18 protein-coding genes are annotated in these 19,764 nt (G+C 43.3%); 15 read left to right on the forward strand and 3 right to left on the reverse strand.

Going from position 1 to position 19,764, the window contains the following annotated elements; translation table 11 throughout:
* Positions 1-213 precede the first annotated feature (213 nt).
* The gene (locus tag NKI27_RS03820) at positions 214-387 is read left to right on the forward strand and encodes a type II toxin-antitoxin system Phd/YefM family antitoxin (RefSeq protein ID WP_265048372.1); all 174 of its coding nucleotides are present in this window, start codon (positions 214-216) and stop codon (positions 385-387) included.
* A 290-nt stretch (positions 388-677) separates the two neighbouring features.
* Here the strand turns inward: NKI27_RS03820 and NKI27_RS03825 are convergent, their stop codons facing one another.
* The gene (locus NKI27_RS03825; RefSeq protein ID WP_265048373.1) at positions 678-1,253 is read right to left on the reverse strand and encodes a nucleotidyltransferase family protein; all 576 of its coding nucleotides are present in this window, start codon (positions 1,251-1,253) and stop codon (positions 678-680) included.
* Positions 1,254-1,417: 164 nt separating this feature from the next.
* On the opposite strand from NKI27_RS03825, the gene NKI27_RS03830 reads away from it, so the two are divergent.
* From NKI27_RS03830 to NKI27_RS03895, 14 genes are all read left to right on the forward strand, one after another.
* A complete protein-coding gene (locus tag NKI27_RS03830; RefSeq protein ID WP_265048374.1) occupies positions 1,418-2,458 on the forward strand; it encodes an endonuclease/exonuclease/phosphatase family protein in 1,041 nt (346 codons plus the stop codon).
* A gap of 122 nt (positions 2,459-2,580) precedes the next feature.
* Entirely contained in the window at positions 2,581-4,776 is a 2,196-nt protein-coding gene (locus NKI27_RS03835) for a sensor histidine kinase (RefSeq protein WP_265048375.1), read from the forward strand.
* Positions 4,761-5,201 carry a response regulator gene (locus NKI27_RS03840; RefSeq protein ID WP_265048376.1) on the forward strand — a complete coding sequence of 147 codons (441 nt, stop codon included), beginning with the start codon at positions 4,761-4,763 and terminating at the stop codon, positions 5,199-5,201. The genes NKI27_RS03835 and NKI27_RS03840 overlap by 16 nt, the downstream gene beginning before the upstream one ends.
* 20 nt (positions 5,202-5,221) lie before the next feature.
* Entirely contained in the window at positions 5,222-7,321 is a 2,100-nt protein-coding gene (locus NKI27_RS03845; RefSeq protein WP_265048377.1) for an EAL domain-containing response regulator, read from the forward strand.
* Positions 7,322-7,358: 37 nt separating this feature from the next.
* A complete protein-coding gene (locus tag NKI27_RS03850; RefSeq protein ID WP_265048378.1) occupies positions 7,359-8,288 on the forward strand; it encodes a 2-hydroxyacid dehydrogenase in 930 nt (309 codons plus the stop codon).
* Between the two features lie 174 nt (positions 8,289-8,462).
* Positions 8,463-10,946 carry a ribonuclease R gene (rnr, locus tag NKI27_RS03855; RefSeq protein WP_265048379.1) on the forward strand — a complete coding sequence of 828 codons (2,484 nt, stop codon included), beginning with the start codon at positions 8,463-8,465 and terminating at the stop codon, positions 10,944-10,946.
* A 37-nt stretch (positions 10,947-10,983) separates the two neighbouring features.
* Positions 10,984-11,724, forward strand: a complete 741-nt coding sequence (gene rlmB, locus NKI27_RS03860; protein WP_265048380.1) for a 23S rRNA (guanosine(2251)-2'-O)-methyltransferase RlmB — start codon at positions 10,984-10,986, stop codon at positions 11,722-11,724.
* 193 nt (positions 11,725-11,917) lie between these two features.
* Entirely contained in the window at positions 11,918-12,358 is a 441-nt protein-coding gene (gene rpsF, locus NKI27_RS03865) for a 30S ribosomal protein S6 (protein WP_265048381.1), read from the forward strand.
* A 60-nt stretch (positions 12,359-12,418) separates the two neighbouring features.
* A complete protein-coding gene (gene rpsR, locus NKI27_RS03870) occupies positions 12,419-12,649 on the forward strand; it encodes a 30S ribosomal protein S18 (protein ID WP_250655092.1) in 231 nt (76 codons plus the stop codon).
* Positions 12,650-12,673: 24 nt separating this feature from the next.
* On the forward strand, positions 12,674-13,537 hold the full coding sequence (locus NKI27_RS03875; protein ID WP_265048382.1) for a hypothetical protein: 864 nt from the start codon (positions 12,674-12,676) through the stop codon (positions 13,535-13,537).
* Positions 13,538-13,579: 42 nt separating this feature from the next.
* The gene (gene rplI, locus NKI27_RS03880; protein ID WP_265048383.1) at positions 13,580-14,026 is read left to right on the forward strand and encodes a 50S ribosomal protein L9; all 447 of its coding nucleotides are present in this window, start codon (positions 13,580-13,582) and stop codon (positions 14,024-14,026) included.
* A gap of 243 nt (positions 14,027-14,269) precedes the next feature.
* Positions 14,270-15,649 (forward strand): replicative DNA helicase, encoded by a 1,380-nt coding sequence (dnaB, locus tag NKI27_RS03885; protein WP_265048384.1) that lies wholly within the window; start codon positions 14,270-14,272, stop codon positions 15,647-15,649.
* Positions 15,649-16,740, forward strand: a complete 1,092-nt coding sequence (gene alr / locus NKI27_RS03890) for an alanine racemase (RefSeq protein WP_265048385.1) — start codon at positions 15,649-15,651, stop codon at positions 16,738-16,740. The genes dnaB and alr overlap by 1 nt, the downstream gene beginning before the upstream one ends.
* 119 nt (positions 16,741-16,859) lie before the next feature.
* Entirely contained in the window at positions 16,860-17,273 is a 414-nt protein-coding gene (locus NKI27_RS03895; protein ID WP_265048386.1) for a hypothetical protein, read from the forward strand.
* Positions 17,274-17,529: 256 nt separating this feature from the next.
* Here the strand turns inward: NKI27_RS03895 and fnr are convergent, their stop codons facing one another.
* Entirely contained in the window at positions 17,530-18,291 is a 762-nt protein-coding gene (fnr, locus tag NKI27_RS03900) for a fumarate/nitrate reduction transcriptional regulator Fnr (protein WP_265048387.1), read from the reverse strand.
* A 133-nt stretch (positions 18,292-18,424) separates the two neighbouring features.
* Positions 18,425-19,534: a hypothetical protein gene (locus NKI27_RS03905; RefSeq protein WP_265048388.1), complete on the reverse strand. Its 1,110-nt coding sequence runs from the start codon at positions 19,532-19,534 to the stop codon at positions 18,425-18,427.
* Positions 19,535-19,764: the final 230 nt, after the last annotated feature.

The raw sequence follows: 19,764 nt of genomic DNA on the forward strand, positions 1-19,764 counted from the left end.
AACTAGAAAGCCGCTAGCTAACGACCTAAATCGATACTTATTGGTTAAAAGAAAAATCAAAAGCGCTTTTACAGAAAGCGCACCTTAGAGGATGTCTTAATAATTTTGGATTCAGAGTAACCGCCGTATTTTTATTTGAGCTGTACGCTTATTTCAGTTTTGATCCGCTGCGCTACAATCAGGCCATATTAGGACTGAATAAGATCGTTTTTTATGCATACTGAAACCGTTACCTTCTTAAAAGAAAGTGCCAGTAAGCTAAGCGTAGATGAACCGCTTATGGTTACTCAAAACGGGAAAGCAAAATATATAATCCAAAGTTTTGAAGATTGTCAGTATCAACAAGAGTCAATTGCCTTGCTAAAGCGAGTGAACTTAGCGGATTAGCGCGTTTCTGAAAAAGAGCTAACTACCTCCGACGCTTTCGATATAGATTAAGTTGTCATGCCATATAGACTCACACTTAGTCCCGTATTTAAAATCACACTGAAAAGAGTTTGTAATTTCCTCACCAGAAAGTACTCCCAAGACTTAGCGTCTAAAACTAAAAAAGCTATACAGAAAGGTATTGAGGAAAAACTACTTGGTGACGTAAATATTATGATCTAGCTTATATGTCGGCTTTAGGTCGACTCCCAGCGGTTTATCACAACCCGAAAAGCGAACACTTTTACGCCTTAACGAATATTTCTAGGCTTATCGATATCATACAAAACCATCGAGTCATCTATATCAATTGCACGTAACGCATCGGGGAACCGTTTAATAATCGATTTTGCTCCATCATCACCCGTTAGTTTTGTTAGTTCATCAAAAAAGTCCCGACCAAATAGAACTGGGTGACCGGGTTTCCCTAGGTAATAGGGGCGAATAATGGCATTGGGTGTAGCGTAAGATGTTAACTTGGTTAGTGTCTGCGGCTGTATATAAGGCATGTCAGCCAAACAAATGCCAATCCAATCCACGGTTTTTGTGCTTAACGTTTCTGCGGCTTCTGCTATAACACTTGAAAGTCCTTGTTCGGCGTTTTTGACTGTAATGACGTCAACATTGAGGGAAGTAAGGTGATTATAAAGAACCATATCATCGTCTCGTATAACCACTACAAACTCATAGTCTGACGCCTTTAACGTATCAATAGTGGTTCTAATAACACTGTTACCTGATGGAAGTGGGTGTAGCAGTTTAGGGCTACCAAAACGGCGTGAAAAGCCTGCGGCTAAGAGAATGTATAACCCTGATTGATGTTTCATTTTGTCATAATACAGCGCATGTTCATGTTTTACCCTGTCCTTATTATGTTATACGTACGATGTAGCGGGAACGCTAGCGTCAGTCAAAATTGAATCGAATAGACTTTCATAACAGCTTTTGGTTCAATGATTATCTTAATAAAAACGGAAGCATTTGAATTATTTTGAACACTTATAACACACACTTTAACGTCTGCACATTTAACCTCTTTAATTACGTTCTCCCTCCTAACGCTTATTACGAAACTGAAAATATTTATACGCTGCCCAAATGGGAGAAAAAGCAGCGTTGGATTGCTCAGCAGTTATCGAGTTTATCGCCCGATATTATTGGCTTTCAAGAGGTGTTTAGTCCTGATGCGCTTAAAACACTCGTAGCACAGCATAACCTGCCTTATTTTGTCACGGTATCTGAGCCTCAAGTCAGAACACATCACGTTTATGAAAAGCCTGTAGTAGCATTGGCTTCACGCTTTCCAATTTTGACTGCAGAGGCGGTAGAGGTTTCGTCTTCCTTGATTGATGCACTGAAGTTACAGTCTGATTTTAATTTCAGTCGTCCTCCTATTCGAGCAGAGGTTCAAATAGAAGGGTTTGGAAGCGTGTTGGTATATGTAGCACACTTAAAATCCAAACGATCGCAAATAGAACCACAGTTAACGGGCGAAGAGGGCGCGTTCGATAGTATGAGTGAGAGCGTGACAGCTCAGGTACACGGAAGTTGGGCCTCAACAATTCAACGTGGTACAGAGGCGACATTAATTTACCAAGATATCATTGAGCAAATGAGAGTGAAAGAGCGGCCGGTGATGGTGTTGGGCGATTTAAATGACTCTATGGAATCGCCTGTCTTGCAGTCGTTGGTGGGAGGTCAGAATATCGACAGGCTAGATGGTAAAAATGTATCGGGTATGGCGATAGCTCATCAACGAGCGATACAGCGCTTTTCTTTGTATGATGCGTTTGATCTACAAGAAAAAATAAAACCTAACGACCGAAAGCCCACGCATTACTTTGCCAATCGAGGCAATGTACTGGATTACATTTTGCTCTCGAAAGATTTTAAGTCAGATTATGATCACAGTCTTGCCAGCGTTAATACTTACCAAGTAAATAACGCACATTTAATTAACCCTCACCCAGACAATGATGCCGAGTGCTCGGATCATGCGCCTGTGCAGGTGGATATTGAAATAAGGGTTTAGCCTATTCACTGTATAGGTACATATACTTACTGCTCTACCTGACGTATAGACATTGCTAATTTATAACCTACTACTAGACTCAAGTGTAGGGATAATGGGCTGATAAGATCAGGGTGGATTTAGTGTTTTCTCCAATAAATGTCATGCAGGGATTGCGCTATTTAAAGTTTTTTTTCAGCGTTTTTGTACTGGCGGTTGCAGTGCTGTCAGCGGTTATGTGGAAGTTCTATAACACCCAGTTAAGTCATCAACAAACCATCTCTCAGGTTGCTGAAGAGCATGTTATTCAGCTTGCCAGCCAATTGATCATTAATGAAATTGAAGTATTGAGAAAAGATGCCCTCTATTTAGCCGAAAAATCACTCTTAAAGGCATGGCTTGATACCCAGTCACCTCAGGATTTGAAGTATCTCACCGACGACATGTTGGCCTTTGCGCGCCATCACAAGGCCTATGATCAGATTCGTTTTTTGGATAACCAGGGTAAAGAGGTTGTTCGGGTTCATGAAATTGCGGGGCAATATCAATCGGTTTTATCGACTCAGTTGCAAGATAAATCTGGCCGCTATTATGTGACGGAGGTTCTTGCTTTGGGTGAGGGTGAGGTTTATATGTCACCGTTTGACTTGAATGTCGAGAACCGCGTTATTGAAACTCCCCTTAAACCTATGATCAGAGTAGGTACTCCAGTGTTTGACCGTAAAGGCCAAAAAAGAGGGTTGATGGTCGTGAATTATAAGGGAGGGGAATTACTTAAGCGTATCAGTGCGCTCCATAGCTTTAGTGAAAGCGGCGTTTGGCTATTAAACGATAGTGGGTATTGGTTGTTAGGGCCGGCAGAAAATAAAGAATGGGGCTTTATGTATCCAGATCGCCAGGGCGAACGTTTTGGGAGTGATTTTAACGGTATATGGAACACTATTATAAAAGGCCCAGAGCAAGATAAATTGTTGCTTGACGAGGGTTGGTTTATTTATCAGAAAATAGTGCCAAAAACGTTCTTATTTAGTGGCAATGTCGGCAGCTGGACTATACTTTCTTATGTGTCTCCTCAGCAACTTAATGCTCATTCAGCCAAGTCTTTAAATAACACTGTTATTGCATTTGTTGCCTTGGTTTTGTTGTTGGCTGTTGTGAGTGGAATTATTGCCTTTTTTGGTGTTCAACGCTGGCAGGCCGAGCTGCGCATTAGAGAGAATGAAGCTCGCTTTAGGGGGCTTTTTGATCATGCGCCTGACCCGATTGTGATTGTGGACCATCAAGGGGTGATCACGCTGATAAACAACCAAGCTGAAAAGTCATTTGGTTACACGCGTGACGAACTGCGAGGAAAAAAGGTAGAGGTCTTGGTGCCAGAGAAATATCGTCACCAACATGTCATTGATCGCTCAGGGTATTCAAAAAAAACAGTGCTACGTGCTATGGGAGAGGGCTTAGAGTTATTTGCGGTGCGCAAAGATGGTAGTGAGTTCCCGGTGGAAATTAGTTTAAGCCCTGTTAACACTGAACAGGGTATGTTGGTGTTGAGTAACATTCGGGATATCACCACGCGCAAACAAACCGAGCAAGCAATTGAAGAGCTGAATAGGCACCTCAAAAAGCAGAACCGAGAGCTCGATGTGATCAATAAAGAACTCGAGGCCTTTAGTTACTCTGTCTCCCATGACCTTAGAGCCCCACTACGTGCTTTGGATGGCTTTAGTAGCACCTTGTTGAGCGATTATGCCGACCAGCTGGACGAACGAGGTCAAGACCGTCTAAACAGAATACGTGCGGCAGCACAAAGGATGGGGGTATTGATAGATAGCCTTCTAAGTTTGTCACGAGTGAGCCGTTTAGAACTTAAGCATGAGTCAGTAGATTTGACTCGTCTTGCTGAGACCGTGATAGAAGAGCTCAGCTTAGGTGACCCTAACCGACAAGTGAAATTGATAGTACAGCCAAATTTAAGGGTAGATGGAGACCCTCAGTTATTGAGAGTTATTCTCGACAATCTGCTGGGTAATGCTTGGAAGTTCACGAGCAAACGACGTGATGCAGTGATAGACGTAAGTAGCTCTTCCGAGGCGACCGAGATTGTTTATTGTGTGAAAGATAATGGGGTAGGTTTTGAAATGGAATTTGTAGACAAACTGTTTGGCGCTTTTCAGCGGCTACATACAGCTTCTGAGTTTCCAGGGACGGGCATTGGTCTGGCAACAGTGCAGCGCGCGGTTCATAAACATGGTGGGCGTATTTGGGCTGACAGTGAAGTAGGGAAAGGGACGGCATTCTATTTTACGTTGCAAACAGAGGTGGATGAATGGACGGAAAAATGATTCTTCTCGTTGAAGACAATCCAGATGACGAGCTGTTAACAATTGAAGCCATGAATGCGAACGCTATTGGTAGCGAGATCATCGTGGTGCGCGATGGTGAAGAGGCTTTAGAATACCTTTTGGGTACTGGACGGTACTCAGGCAAGGAGTCTTCACTTCTACCGTCATTAGTATTGCTAGACTTAAATTTACCCAAAATAAATGGATTAGAAGTGTTACGCCGTTTGCGCGCTCATGAGCGAACCAAGTTAATGCCAGTGGTCATATTAACATCATCTATTGAAGATGAAGATCGGCTGAAAGGTTATAGCTTTGGTGCTAACAGTTATGTGCGTAAACCAGTTGATTTTGAAGAGTTTGTTAATACGGCTGGCCAACTTGGGTCGTATTGGTTAGGGTTGAACGAGGCACCTCCTGCAAGATGAAAGACGATATGGGGGAAATTATGCAGGCACCAGATAGGGCGAAGAAACCATTAAACGCGCTAATTATCGAGGATGTGGAAGATGACGCCTTGCTATTGGTGGACTATTTAGAAACGAATGATTTCTCTGTTAAATGGTGTCGTGTTGATACTGAAGAGGGCATGATATCTAAGCTTAAAGAGCCTTGGGATATCGTTTTCTCAGACTTCTCGATGCCACACTTTAGCGGACATCGAGCATTAGGTGTGCTTCGAGAGCACAACTCAGAGATCCCTTTTATTTTTGTGTCTGGGACTATCGGAGAAGATATCGCGGTCGAAGCCCTTAAGTCAGGTGCACAGGATTACCTCATGAAGGATAACCTGGTTCGCATGAGGTCTGCGGTAGAGCGTGAACTGCGAGAAACACAATCCCGAAAAGATCGACAAAAAACGGATCGTTCTCGTGCTCGTTTAGTAGCCATATTGGAAGCCTCTCCTGATATGGTAGCCATCCTTCAGCCTGATGCTAGACTGGAATATCTAAACAGTTCCGGGCTTAAGCTGCTTGGGCTAGAGGGTGTTGAAAAAGAGCACGTTGAAAAACTAAACTTAGTTGATTTAGTGTCCGAGCCTTTTGCGCAACAGCTGTGGGTAGAAATTTTGCCTGGCTTGCAACAAAATAAAGCCTGGCATGGCGAAACAGAAATATTGACCATTGCGGGTAAAATAATACCTGTATCTATGTCGCTATTGGCCCATAACGATAGGCATGGCGAAATTGAGTATCTATCGGTTACGGTTAGAGATATATCTGAGCGAAAGCACTTTGAATCTGTGCTGCATCACCAGGCAACGCATGATGCGTTAACTGGCTTGCCCAATCGTTACTTTCTTATAAATCGTTTTGCAACTGCGCTTGAGCTTGCCCGAAGGCATGATCATTGTGTCGCCGTGATGTTTCTTGATTTAGATAACTTCAAACGCGTCAATGACAGCATGGGCCATGGACACGGCGACTCACTGCTAAAGCAAGTAAGTCAGCGACTGCGCAACAGCCTTAGACCAGGAGATACGATCGCTCGACACGGAGGGGATGAATTCACCATATTGCTAGAAAACCTCAAGCATCCCGATAAAGCGATTTCGGTGATCAGAAAGCTTCGGGAAGCCTTTTTGCAACCCATTAAAGTGGGCTCACAAGATATTTATGTCACCTTTAGCACGGGTATAGCGCTTTACCCGACTGACGGACAAAATGTCGAGGATTTATTGCGCAATGCCGATACGGCCATGTATCGTGCTAAAGCATTAGGGCCCAGTCAATACCGGTTTTATGCACCATCTATGAACGCCAGAGGCCATGAGTTTCTGTCATTAGAAGGCGACTTGCAGCAAGCGCTAGAGCAGAATGAATTCCGTTTGTACTACCAACCTCAAGTTGATGCACAAAGCGGTAAAGTAGTGGGCATGGAAGGGCTAATTCGTTGGCAACACCCTAAGCGAGGCATTGTCTCACCGGCTGACTTTATTCCTTTATTAGAGGGCTCTGGGTTAATTATTTCGGTAGGTGAATGGGTGCTTCGGCAAGCTTGTATGCAACACCGTATTTGGCGTGAGGCAGGCTTTAATGACCTTCGAATTTCCGTTAATGTTTCTGCAACCCAATTTAACGACCGACACTTGATGGACAAAATCCAACGAGCAATAAAAGAAGAACAAATGATTCCGCATTTATTGGAGCTGGAAATCACTGAGAACACGGTGATGCAAGACCCTGTAGCGGTTATTGAAACCTTAAATGCACTTCGTTCAGAAGGTGTACGAATCGCCATAGATGATTTTGGTACAGGCTACTCATCCCTGGCATATCTAAAGCGCTTTCCACTGAGTGTGTTGAAAATAGACAAGTCATTTGTCGATGACATCGGTGAAGTAGGCGGTGACTCTACGATTGTAGAAGCCAGTATTTCGCTGGCTCACAAGCTTGGTCTTCAAGTGGTTGCAGAGGGTGTTGAACGTGTTGAACAATATGAGTTTCTGAGATCCATTGGGTGTGATTTAATTCAGGGGTATTATATTAACCGACCATTAACGGAGGCTGATATGACTGACTTCCTTGTCAAGAATGCCACACAATGAAATGTTGAACCTTAGTGGATAAACAAATAGCAGGCACATGACTATATCTATAATTTGCACCAACAAAGACCCCAAACCTTGGGTGGAGGCCTTAGAAGAGCTGGATCCTACGCTCGATATTCAAGTTTGGCCAAGCGAGCGTAATAAGGCGGATGTTGAGTTTGTGTTGTGCTGGAATCATCCAGAGGGTGTACTTGCAAATTACCCAAATTTGAGATGTATTTGTTCGATGGGCGCAGGTATAGATCATTTATTGAATGATGTCTATTTACCAAAAGATCTGCCCATATTAAGAATCGTAGACCCGTTATTAGCGCAGTCTATGTTTGAATATATTTGTGCTGCAGTGATGTGTCACTATCGAGGGTTTGATTTGTATAACGCTCAGCAAGGTGAATCAAATTGGTTTCCGCAGCCGCCTAAATCAATATCTCAAACCACCATCGGGATGATGGGGTTAGGTCATATTGGTGAATATACTGCTAACCGGTTTTCGGAATTCGGGTTTAATGTGATCGGTTGGTCGCGAACTCAAAAAAATATTAAAGGCGTAAGGTCTTACACGGGGGAGGTACAGCTTGATGAGTTTCTCTCGCACGCCAATATATTGATATGCCTGCTGCCGCTGACCAACGAAACGCGTGACATACTTAACCTAAAAAACTTTAATAAGTTACCAACAGGTGCTTATTTAGTTAATGTGGCAAGAGGCGAGCATCTGGTTGAAGAAGATTTGATAACAGCATTGAATGAAGGTCAACTTCGAGGTGCATGCCTTGATGTGTTTAGAGAAGAACCACTCATTAAAAACCATCTATTTTGGCAGCACGATAAAATATTTGTAACACCTCATTGCGCCAGCATTACAGACCCTATCTCGGTAGCGCCACAAATCCTTAACAATTATCGGCTTATGCAAGATGGTAAGCCCTTATTGAATCAGGTTAATTTGATGCGTGGATATTAGCCATACTACTTACACTGATCATTATATTGCAAACGTACATTCTAGCGCGTCAATATCAATAGTTGAGCTTGTATAGGGCTTTGACGCTATAATGAATGCAATTGTTATTTGAAATCTTAAGATTATTATTCAAATTTAAGTTATTAACGACGCAGCAGAGCTGCAGGAAAGTGAATGTCAAAGAAGAAAGTACGTGATCCTTATGCCCAGAGAGAGGCGGAGAAGTACGATAATCCAGTGCCTAGTAGAGAGTTTATACTTGAGCATTTAGAAAAAACTAAAGAGCCCGCCACTCATCCTGAGTTGTGTGAGACGCTTAATTTAAAAGATGAAGATTCTATAGAAGCGATTAGACGCAGACTGATTGCAATGAGCCGAGATGGGCAGCTTATTTGTAATCGCCGAGGCCAGTATGTGCCGACCAGTAGTATCAGCTTAATTAAAGGGCGAGTTCAGGGCCACAAAGACGGGTTTGGGTTTGTTATCCCTGAAGACGGCTCGCCTGATTTGTTCCTGACAGCGCGACAGATGCGATCGGTAATTCATGGCGATCGTGCGTTGGTGCGAGTCGATGATGTCGATTCGCGTGGGCGCAGAATGGCTATTGTGGTTGAAGTATTAGAGCGAAATACTGAACAAGTCGTAGGTCGCCTTTGTCTTGAAGGTGGTATTGCGTTTGTGACGCCAGAAAACACCAAAATAGCGAATGATGTCATGATTCCGCTTGATGCCTGTATGGGTGCTGAGCATGGGCAGTATGTGGTGGTTGAAATTACTCAGCACCCGACGGTTCGAACCAGCGCTATTGGTAAAGTACTTGAAGTAATGGGCGACCACATGGCGCCGGGCATGGAAATCGATGTTGCTATTCGTTCACACAGCATCCCGTTTATTTGGCCGGCTGAAGTTAACGAGGCTGTAAAAGGTTTTTCAAGTGAAGTGGTTGAGAGTGATAAGCAGCACCGAATTGATATTCGTCACCTACCTTTGGTCACGATTGATGGTGAAGACGCACGCGATTTTGATGACGCGGTTTACTGTGAACCGAATAAAAAGGGTGGTTGGAGGCTAATTGTTGCGATCGCTGATGTTGCTCATTATGTAAAAATGGGGCAGCCGTTAGATCTTGAAGCGTTTAACAGAGGGAATTCTGTTTACTTTCCCGACCATGTTGTACCGATGTTACCCGAAGTACTTTCAAACGGTTTGTGCTCATTAAACCCTGAGACAGATCGGCTCTGTATGGTCTGTGAAATGAACATTGACAAACAGGGTGTGCTACAAGACTACACGTTTTATGAAGGGGTCATGTATTCTCATGCTCGACTAACGTACACCAAAGTCAGCTCGATGCTGGAGCACCCTGAGAGTGAAGAAGGTCAGTTGTTGTGTGAACGATATGCGAGCACCTTGCCTCATTTGCATAATCTGTTCGATCTTTATCATGCATTAAGGCATGCGCGCGACCAGCGCGGTGCGATTGATTTTGAAACCGTTGAGACCCGAATACTGTTCGGCGAAGGACGAAAAATCGAGCAGATTGTGCCAACTCAACGAAACGAAGCGCATAAAATTATCGAAGAGTGCATGCTGTCAGCCAACGTAGCCACAGCGCTCTTCTTAAAGAAAAATAAAATGCATACATTGTATCGTGTGCATGAAGGTCCTGGCCCAGAAAAGCTTGAAAACCTAAGAGAGTTTTTAGGTGAGCTAGGGCTTCAGCTACCAGGTGATAGGGAGAAGCCAAAACCTTCTGATTATCAGGTGCTACTGTCTCAAATTAAAGATCGACCAGATTTTAGTGTGATACAGACGGTTATGCTGCGTTCACTCAGTCAAGCGGTATATAGCCCAGAAGAAGAAGGGCACTTTGGCTTGGGATACCCTCATTATGCACACTTTACATCGCCCATTAGACGTTACCCAGACCTTACTGTGCATCGCGCTATTAAGTCAGTGATCCATAGCGAAAAAGAATGTGCTGAAGTGCAGCGTACTGATGTCATCAAACCAAAAGAGAACCCGTATCACTATGACTTGCCACAAATGTTGCAGTTAGGTGAGCATTGTTCAATGACAGAGCGCCGCGCAGATGAAGCGACTCGCGACGTAGTGAGTTGGCTTAAGTGTGAGTTCTTGCAGCAGCATTTGGGTGAAACCTTCGAAGGCCTTATTTCCGGGGTCACGTCATTTGGATTCTTTGTTGAGCTCAAAGATCTATATATTGATGGCTTAGTGCACGTGACCTCGCTGAAAAGTGACTATTATCAGTATGATCAGGCTAAGCACCGATTAGTGGGTGAGCGAACGGGTGCTAGTTATCGCTTAGGTGACACCGTCAGTGTTCAAGTGGTCAGAATAGACCTTGATGATCGCAAGATCGACTTTGAAATACTCGGCCAACCAAGTCGAAGAACTGAAAAGGGCGAAGGTGCTTCAAGGCGAAAAGCAGACAAAGGAAAGGGGCGGCCTAAAGGGGCGAGCAAGCCTAAAGGAAAGGGTAGTCGAAAAGCATTGTTAGATAAAATGCCTGAAAAAGGTAAAAAGAAAAAACCTGCGAAGAAAGTAGCTAAGAAAAAAACAGCCACTAAGTCATCGGCACCTAGAACTGCAAAAGCGGGAAGTGCTACACCTCGTAAGAGGAAGGTTCAGAAGTAATGAACGTCAATATAATTGTAAATGGTAATGCTTAATAATGACTGAGCTTCAAACTGTTTTCGGCTTACATGCAGTATCTGCATTGCTAGAAAAAGACCCTGAAAAAATAAAACGTCTATTAGTGCTTCGAGGACGTAAAGATAAACGACTAGAAAGTCTACTTGTTGCGGCCAGAAAGGCAGGCGTGAGTATCGAAAATATAGAACGTCATCAATTAGATAAAATCGTGGCAGGTAATCACCAAGGCGTAATTGCAGAGTGTGATTCGATTGCAGAGATGGATGAAGGCGACTTAGAGACGTTACTGCAAGCGCTTACAGAAAAACCTTTTTTGCTAGTACTGGACGGTGTCACGGACCCCCATAACCTTGGCGCCTGCTTACGATCGGCTGATGCTGCAGGTGTACATGCTGTCATTGCACCAAAAGATAAGTCTGCCCCGCTGAATGGCGTTGCCCGAAAAGTGGCGTGTGGCGCGGCAGAGCATGTGCCGTATATCAAAGTAACTAACCTAGCCAGAACCCTTAAATGGTTGAAGCAATATGGCATTTGGCTGGTCGGTGCAGCGGGAGAAACCGAGCAAACCATCTATGAAAACGACTTTAACGGTGCAATTGCATTGATTATGGGTGCAGAGGGTAAGGGGCTTCGCCGCTTGACCAAAGAACACTGCGATGGCCTTGTTAAAATACCCATGGCAGGCTCGGTGAGTAGTTTGAACGTCTCGGTAGCGACAGGTATTTGTTTGTTTGAGGCTGTCAGGCAGAGACGTCTATAACACATCAATGGCAAGTGGTTAGCTACCCATTGAGCGCCTTTGTACGCCATCGTTTGTTTTTTGTTCAGATTCTTCTTGCAACCCCATAGCTTAAACACTAAAATGCGCGGTTCTTAAAACACATCAATTCAACTCCTTGCTTCTCAAAGCGATTTACTGCTAGTGGGAGGCTTATAACCCGTAGGGAGATACAATGCGTCATTACGAAATCGTAATTCTGGTGCACCCGGATCAAAGCGAGCAAGTTCCAGCAATGGTTGAGCGTTACACAGGCATCATCGCTGATGCTGGTGGTGAAGTTCATCGCTTAGAAGATTGGGGCCGCCGCCACATGGCTTATCCTATCAACAAAATTCACAAAGCACATTATGTTCTTATGAACATTGAATGTACTGGTGAAGCGTTGGATGAGCTATCTCACAACTTCCGTTTCAACGACGCGATCATTCGTGACATGATCATTCGTCGCAAAGAAGCGATCACTGAAGTTTCTCTAATTAAAGCATCTGAAGGCCGTGAAGAGCGTAGATATGATCGTGAAGATCGTCGTCCTGCTCCTGAAGCTGCTGAAGAGAGTACAGCTGAAACTACTGATGCTGCTGATACTGACGACCAGGCAGAAGGCGAAGAGTAATCTTCCTCTTGTACTAATTGGTTAATTATTAGTTAAAAAATTAAATTTGGAGAAATTACAATGGCTCGTTTTTTTCGTCGTCGTAAGTTTTGCCGCTTCACTGCTGAAGGGGTTAAAGAAATAGATTACAAAGATATCGAAACTTTAAAAGGTTACGTATCTGAAACCGGTAAAATCGTTCCTAGCCGTATTACTGGTACTAAAGCTCGTTACCAGCGTCAGTTGGCAACAGCGATTAAACGTGCACGTTACGTGGCTCTGTTACCTTTTACAGATAACCACCACGAGTAAGTTAAAAAGTAGCGATTACCCTGTATGCGTGCATTAGCGGAATTTTTGATGCGAGGCCCTAAGCAGGCCGTAGTCGTGGCGGTGATTGCCGCAGCACTGCCTTTAATGTTTTGGTTAAGTGCGGCTGTTCTAACTCTGGTTACGTTACGTAAAGGAGTTGGACAAGGAATAAACGTTTTGGCTTGGGCTTTACTACCGGCTGTAGCATGGTGGGTTAAGCTCGGCGATCCGGGAATAGTGTTAGTGTTAGTATTCTCTTGGGTTATGGCTGTTGCATTGCGACAGGCGATATCTTGGGAGAAAGCGTTAATTGCAGGTGTTATGGCTGCGTTTATAACAGGGCTTTTATTGCCCGTGTTATTGCCAGATGTAATACAGCAATTAATTGATATGGCCAAAGAAGTATATAGTCAGATCGACCCTGAGATGGTTAAACAGCTCAGTGGAGAGTTAGAACCTGCGTTCACCTCTCTAATGGTCGGCAGCTTGGCAACGACATATCTTGCAATAGCACTCGGAGCGGTGATGTTAGCTAGAAGCTGGCAGTCTACGCTTTATAATCCTGGGGGCTTCCGTGAGGAGTTTCATAGTTTTAAGTTGTCGCCAGTGTTCGCACTGAGCGCAGTAGGCTTAACACTATTTGGCCCTGCGATAAGTTTACATATTGTTCCTTTGGTACTAATTATGTTGGTACCGCTTGCACTAGCCGGCATTGCATTGGTACATGGTAGTGTGGCTAAACGGAATTTGGGCGGGCACTGGTTGTTTGTGTTTTATATGAGCACATTAATATTAGGGCCTAGCTTGTTTTTGCTGATTATTTTTATGGCGATATTGGATAGTTGGTTCGACTTTAGAGCTCGAATTAAAACGACCCCAATCGACTAGAAAAAATACAGCTATCACAGACGGTTTAAAGAGGTTTGCGAGATGGAAGTTATCCTGCTCGAGAAAGTCGGTAAACTCGGCGGCCTTGGTGACAAGGTTGGCGTAAAATCAGGTTACGGTCGTAACTACCTTATCCCTTATGGTAAGGCTGTTCCTGCTACTGCAACTAACGTTGCTGAGTTTGATGTTCGTCGTGCTGAGCTTGAAAAAGCGGCAGCCGAAAAACTTGCAGCAGCACAAGCGCGTGCTGAGCAAGTAAATGCACTTGAAGTCACAATCGCTTCTAAAGCGGGTGATGAAGGCAAATTGTTTGGTTCAATTGGTGTTCGTGATGTTGCTGATGCAATCACGGCTGCTGGTGTTGAAGTGAACAAAAGTGAAGTTCGTCTTCCAGAAGGACCACTTCGCGCGATTGGTGAGTATGAAATTACTGTTCACCTTCACAGCGATGTGGATGCAATCGTTAAGTTGACCGTTGTTTCTGAGTAATATTACTTAGATACAGTCTGCCACTCGTAGCTGTTTCATAGCTGATACGAGTTGGAGCTTAATGAGTTGTAAGTGCGGCCCGAGGGTGGCTAAAGTAATTACTTTAGTTAACCCTTGGGCCGTATTTGTTTCTAGTGTATGTTTTTATTTTTAATTCTTGTACTCGCGCATTAATATAGCCTAATGTATTGCGTTATCCTTATATGTTTCCCACTCTTACTACAAAAGTTGTCACGGTAGATCATGAATAATATGAGTACTGATAAAGAATTGAGCCAGCTTAAGGTTCCACCGCACTCGATAGAGGCTGAGCAGTCTGTATTGGGTGGCTTAATGCTCGATAACAGCAAATGGGATGTGGTAGCTGACAAGGTTGTTGAAGAAGATTTCTATCGCCATGAGCATAAGCTAATTTATCGCGTTATTGCTCGGCTGGCGGGAGAAGCAAAGCCACTTGACGTGGTTACTCTGTCTGAAGAGTTAGAAAAACTTGGCGAATTACAGAATGCCGGTGGTCTATCATATTTAGGAGACTTAGCCAAGAATACGCCCAGTGCGTCTAACATCAGAGCGTATGCTGAAATTGTCAGTGAGCGTTCTATTATTAGAAAACTCATCACTGCCTCAGGTGAAATTACCGATTCGGCCTTTAACACCCAAGGCCGAACAAGTGCGGAATTACTGGACGAAGCTGAGCGTAAAGTATTTCAGATTTCGGAGTCTAGAGCATCAGAAGGTGGGCCGCAGAACGTTAACCCAATCCTTACTCAGACACTTGAGCGGATTGATGAGTTATTTAACACCGATGACCCGCTAACAGGCACAACGACTGGCTTTAGGGATCTAGACGCAAATACTGGAGGGCTGCAGCCGTCAGACTTGGTGATTGTCGCCGCCAGGCCGTCGATGGGTAAAACTGCATTTGCCATGAACTTGGTTGAAAATGCCCTATTAGGGGCCGGTAAGCCTGTACTGGTATTTAGCATGGAGATGCCGTCCGACGCCATCGTTATGCGTATGTTGTCGTCTATGGGGCGTATCCATCAAGGACGTGTAAGAAGTGGTAAGCTGGAAGAAGATGATTGGCCTCGTTTAACCTCGGCAGTGAGTTTATTAAAAGATAAGCCGTTGTATATCGATGATACAGCAGGGTTAAGCCCAACTGAGGTTCGTTCGAGAGCGCGTAGAATTGCGCGTGAAACAAAACAAGAGTTTGGCTTAATTATGATCGATTACCTGCAGTTAATGCAGGTGCCGGGTAATAGTGAAGGCCGTACCTCTGAAATATCTGAAATATCTCGGTCTTTAAAAGCCTTAGCAAAAGAACTTAAATGCCCTGTTGTTGCGCTATCTCAGCTTAACCGAAGTTTGGAGCAGCGGCCGAATAAGCGCCCGATCAACTCAGACTTGCGTGAGTCGGGTGCGATCGAGCAGGATGCCGATATCATCATGTTTATCTATCGAGATGATTACTATAACGAAGATAGCCCTGATAAGGGGATAGCAGAGATTATTATTGGTAAGCAGCGAAACGGGCCTACTGGCACGATTAAGCTAGGCTTTCAGGGACAATTTACCAAGTTTGAAGATTTGGCTCACGTTGATTACGGTGATGAGTTTTAATGACCAGACCGATCGTTGCAACTATAGATTTGCAAGCATTTAAGGCAAATTATGCGTTAGCAAAAAAATTTGCAGGTGATGCCTTGTGCGTAGCGGTTATTAAGGCGAATGGCTATGGGCATGGTATTTGTGAAGTTGCAAAAGCGTTACCTGACTCGACGCTCGCCGTCGCCTGTGTCGATGAAGCTATGCTGTTACGCAACGAAGGCATTGATAACCCTGTAGTGGTTCTTGAAGGGGCTTTCACGGGTGAAGAACTAGCGTTTGCTGCTGCACATAAGTTGCAGTTAATTGTTCATGCTGATTATCAAATTGAGCAATTAGCTCAATTCCAACATAAAGATGCTGTGATTGATGTTTGGCTTAAACTTAATACTGGCATGAATCGCTTGGGGTTTTCTCCGGCTATTTCAGTTGATGTATTAACTAAACTTAAAGCGCTTACTTCGGTTCACGTAGTGGGTGTGATGACTCATTTTTCATCTGCTGACGAAATTGATAAGGCAGTGACGGAACAGCAATTAGCGCTGTTCCGCTCAGCCGTTCATGAAATGGGGGTTGCAGCAGATGGGTTACTGTTAACGGCTGCAAATTCAGCCGCGTTGATAGAGCATAAAGCAACCCGCCTCGACTGCGTGAGGCCTGGTGTGATGTTGTATGGGTCTTCCCCTTTAGATCACTTATCATCAGAGGCAATGGGCTTAAAGGCTGTTATGTCGCTGCAGTCGCGTATTATGGCGATACATGAGATCGAGGCTGGTGATTGTGTCGGTTATGCCGGCACGTGGCGAGCAAGCCGTACAACCAAAATCGGTACAATTGCAGCTGGCTACGGCGATGGATATCCTCGTCACGCTGAGACAGGTACACCTGTTTGGATAGGCGACAGGGTAGTGCCATTAATTGGCCGTGTCTCGATGGATATGTTGAGTGTTGATCTTAGTTACCATCCAGAAGTAAACGTAGGTGATGAAGTTGAGTTATGGGGAAAAAATATCTCAGTCGATGAAGTTGCCAAATCTGCTGGAACGATTAGTTATGAGCTGTTAACAGGGGTAACCGCTAGGGTACCTCGAAGATACGTTTCTTAAGCGCTGCTGTAAGTAAAGTGGCGCTTCAACGAAAGACAGTTGCAGTAAGTCAATTATCCTCCTTATATTTTCATATACACTGATACCTTCTAATTTATTTCGATTACTTGGATAACCTAATGATTAGTTGGAAAGCGCTTATTGTCGGGCTGATAGTGACGATTTTGGTCGGTCTATTTGGTCAGGCTCTTTATGTCTTGCTCGCATCATATATTGGCATGGCCGCGAGTGATTACGTCTTTTTTTCAACCTATAAGCAAGAAATTTGGTTTGTATTTGCCGTATTAGTTTATTGCTTAACGATGGCGTTTGGTGGTCTATTGACGGGTACGATGGCCTCTCATTATAAGGTAACGCATGCTTCCGTTGTTGGTTTTCTTGCCGGAATAGCCTCCATCATGTCTTCTGCAGAACGGGGTGATATTACCTTCATGGCTGTTGTGATGGTTTTTCTTGGGTGCTTATTTGCCTGTTTTGGCGGAGTGTTTGCCCGTCGAGTATCTGAGCAGTATGAAGAAGATGTAGAGAATTAAAGGTATAACTAGCTAGGCTTAGGTTCACTTATTATTATGGAGTATATCTGAAATGAAATCAGTACTCATTAAGCCAGTAAAATGATATTTCATAATTTATTGCTTAAAGTGGGTGATTTTAGGGGTGAAAAACTACCATAAAGTGATATAAATCAATATTTGATTTTATACTAATAAGTAGGTATTATTCTTGTAGTTAATTAACGTCTAAACATAAAAAAAGAGGCATAAAGCCTCTTTTTTTAGCATGATTGTATTATTTTGGGTTTATGCATTTACTGTGGTTTTTTACGATATCGACTAAAGCGTCAATATCTTCTAGCACCACTTCACGACCCTGAACAGATATCAGGCCGCTTTTTTGAAAGCGAGTAAAAACACGGCTAACGGTTTCAACAGCAAGGCCTAAGTAGTTACCAATGTCGTTTCTTGGCATGGGAAGTCTAAAGCTTGTGCCTGAAAGTTTACGTAATTTAAATCGGCTAGAAAGGCTTAGCAGTAATGATGCAATTCGCTCTTCTGCGGTATTTTTACTAAGTAACATTGTAAGCTGTCGGCTGCCTTGAATTTCTTTGCTCATTAATGAGAAAAAGTGATGTTGAAGGGTTGGTATTTTTGAGGCCAATGTTTCAAGTTGACTAAACGGAATCTCGCACACACTGGCCCTTTCAAGCGCTTTAGCAGAGCAGCTGTATGAATCTGTGTTGGTGCTATCGAGGCCAATAATTTCCCCTGGTAAATAAAAGCCTGTGACTTGTTCTTCACCGTCTTCTGTGACTGAATAAGTTTTAATTGCGCCGCTACGGACAGCGAATAAAGACTTAAAGGGGGAGTGTTCTTTAAATATATGATCACCACGATTGATGGTCTTTCCTTGCTTTATCAGGTCTTCAAGGCGATCAATTTCATCTTTGTTGACAGCAATTGGGATGCACAAATTGCTCAGACTGCACTGTAAGCAGGATTGATTAATTCCTGTAGTGGGCTGTGGGTCTATTGCTGCGATTTTTTCGCTCATCTCGCTCTACTCAGTTAATAGCTTGTATATCAGCAGAATATTTATGTTATTTATTACTTAGTTTATATGATTCTAACATATAAAAAAATAGGGGTAGGGAGAAGGGGGTAAAAGTAGGTAGTAATATAATCATTCAATACTTTGGTCTAATGTAGCCTCCGTAACTAAAGGGCAGTTGATTATTTATTATGCGTTGATAATATTGGTCGAGTTGGTCTACGTTGTGTATAAATGCGTTTTCTATCAAGCTAGTAGCACCTAAACCAATACCGATTAAGTCGCCTGATATACCTTTAGAGACAGACGTGTCCTTTGAAAACTTAACATGATTAAGTTTGTTGAAGTTACTTTGAATCAGTCTTTCTTCAAATCTTTGATGACAATTACATTGAGTAGACTCATCTACTTCTACGCCAGATAGAACAGAAAGGCGCTCATCTTCGTCTATTACATAAATAGTGTCAGGATTAATAGCGATTAGGCCTTCAAGCTTTTCGCTCAGCTTGGCGCATGACTCGTGTTTTTTGGTCAGGAAACGAACGTTGACAGTTTTAAAGTCATATTGTTTGAATATCTTTACCTGCTCTGCCAAAAACTCAAAATCAATTGGGTCTTGATCTCTATTTTGTGTGCCAAGGCAAATATGATTAAATCCAAGGCCTTTTATAAGGGCAATAATGGCATCATCAGCAGGGACTTTATCGAGCTCTATAACAAAGGTCCCTCTGCTTTCGTCTTGTAGGTTGAAGGCTTTGTTGAGGGAGTACATAATCTCTGTCATTTCAGCCGGCGTTAATAATTGTGCTATGTCGCCCTGCCAATGAATATAGTTAATGCTGCGATCTTTTGGGATCAGAGCACTAACGAGATGGATCTCTTTAAGAAGGTAGTCAATATAATTTCTGACGGCTGTACTACTTAAATGGCCTGCTTTTGGGGTTGGATAGCTACATAAGGTGTTTTGTAGCGGCATTGATATGCACAACGCAAGTTCAGAATTGGTTTTGTTGCTGTTGGTTATGATGTCGGTGTAATTCTTTAAACTAAACTCTCTATCTTCTACAAACAAGCCAGGCTTATCCGGCGAGTCATATCGGAAGCTGTTAGTGCAAAATAGCCAGTCTTTGTGAGAGAGAATTTGTTCCATAGTTCGACTTGTTGGGTATGAGTTAACCCCAATAACATCCTGTATTGTTCTATGATTTGCCTTTATGGGAGTGATTTTCTCAAACGGAGAGCCCATTACGTTTCCTAAATTAAATCATGGTCTGAGACAAGCCTGACTCACAAACCGTTATTATAGAGTGATTAGTCTACTCAATGAGTGATTGGGGGTGTTGATTTGTATCAATAGACCTAGGTGTTGATGAAAATTTATGACAAAGTTTTTTTAGCTATATGTTGGGGGCTTAATAATGAGGAGGGGGGGATATAAGAGCCTTTCTGCGCTAAGCAGCATATTGCGTCGCACAA

It is taken from the genome of Alkalimarinus alittae (assembly GCF_026016465.1).
Lineage (GTDB): Bacteria > Pseudomonadota > Gammaproteobacteria > Pseudomonadales > Oleiphilaceae > Alkalimarinus > Alkalimarinus alittae.

Excerpts from the sequence above, each read along its gene's own strand:
- NKI27_RS03820 (WP_265048372.1), top strand. The coding sequence starts at position 214 with ATGCATACTGAAACCGTTACCTTCTTAAAAGAAAGTGCCAGTAAGCTA.
- rpsR (WP_250655092.1), top strand. The coding sequence starts at position 12,419 with ATGGCTCGTTTTTTTCGTCGTCGTAAGTTTTGCCGCTTCACTGCTGAA.
- NKI27_RS03850 (WP_265048378.1), top strand. The coding sequence starts at position 7,359 with ATGACTATATCTATAATTTGCACCAACAAAGACCCCAAACCTTGGGTG.
- NKI27_RS03905 (WP_265048388.1), bottom strand. The coding sequence starts at position 19,534 with ATGGGCTCTCCGTTTGAGAAAATCACTCCCATAAAGGCAAATCATAGA.
- NKI27_RS03840 (WP_265048376.1), top strand. The coding sequence starts at position 4,761 with ATGGACGGAAAAATGATTCTTCTCGTTGAAGACAATCCAGATGACGAG.
- NKI27_RS03845 (WP_265048377.1), top strand. The coding sequence starts at position 5,222 with ATGCAGGCACCAGATAGGGCGAAGAAACCATTAAACGCGCTAATTATC.
- fnr (WP_265048387.1), bottom strand. The coding sequence starts at position 18,291 with ATGAGCGAAAAAATCGCAGCAATAGACCCACAGCCCACTACAGGAATT.
- rnr (WP_265048379.1), top strand. The coding sequence starts at position 8,463 with ATGTCAAAGAAGAAAGTACGTGATCCTTATGCCCAGAGAGAGGCGGAG.
- rplI (WP_265048383.1), top strand. The coding sequence starts at position 13,580 with ATGGAAGTTATCCTGCTCGAGAAAGTCGGTAAACTCGGCGGCCTTGGT.
- NKI27_RS03825 (WP_265048373.1), bottom strand. The coding sequence starts at position 1,253 with ATGAAACATCAATCAGGGTTATACATTCTCTTAGCCGCAGGCTTTTCA.
- dnaB (WP_265048384.1), top strand. The coding sequence starts at position 14,270 with ATGAATAATATGAGTACTGATAAAGAATTGAGCCAGCTTAAGGTTCCA.
- rpsF (WP_265048381.1), top strand. The coding sequence starts at position 11,918 with ATGCGTCATTACGAAATCGTAATTCTGGTGCACCCGGATCAAAGCGAG.
- alr (WP_265048385.1), top strand. The coding sequence starts at position 15,649 with ATGACCAGACCGATCGTTGCAACTATAGATTTGCAAGCATTTAAGGCA.
- NKI27_RS03875 (WP_265048382.1), top strand. The coding sequence starts at position 12,674 with ATGCGTGCATTAGCGGAATTTTTGATGCGAGGCCCTAAGCAGGCCGTA.
- NKI27_RS03895 (WP_265048386.1), top strand. The coding sequence starts at position 16,860 with ATGATTAGTTGGAAAGCGCTTATTGTCGGGCTGATAGTGACGATTTTG.
- rlmB (WP_265048380.1), top strand. The coding sequence starts at position 10,984 with ATGACTGAGCTTCAAACTGTTTTCGGCTTACATGCAGTATCTGCATTG.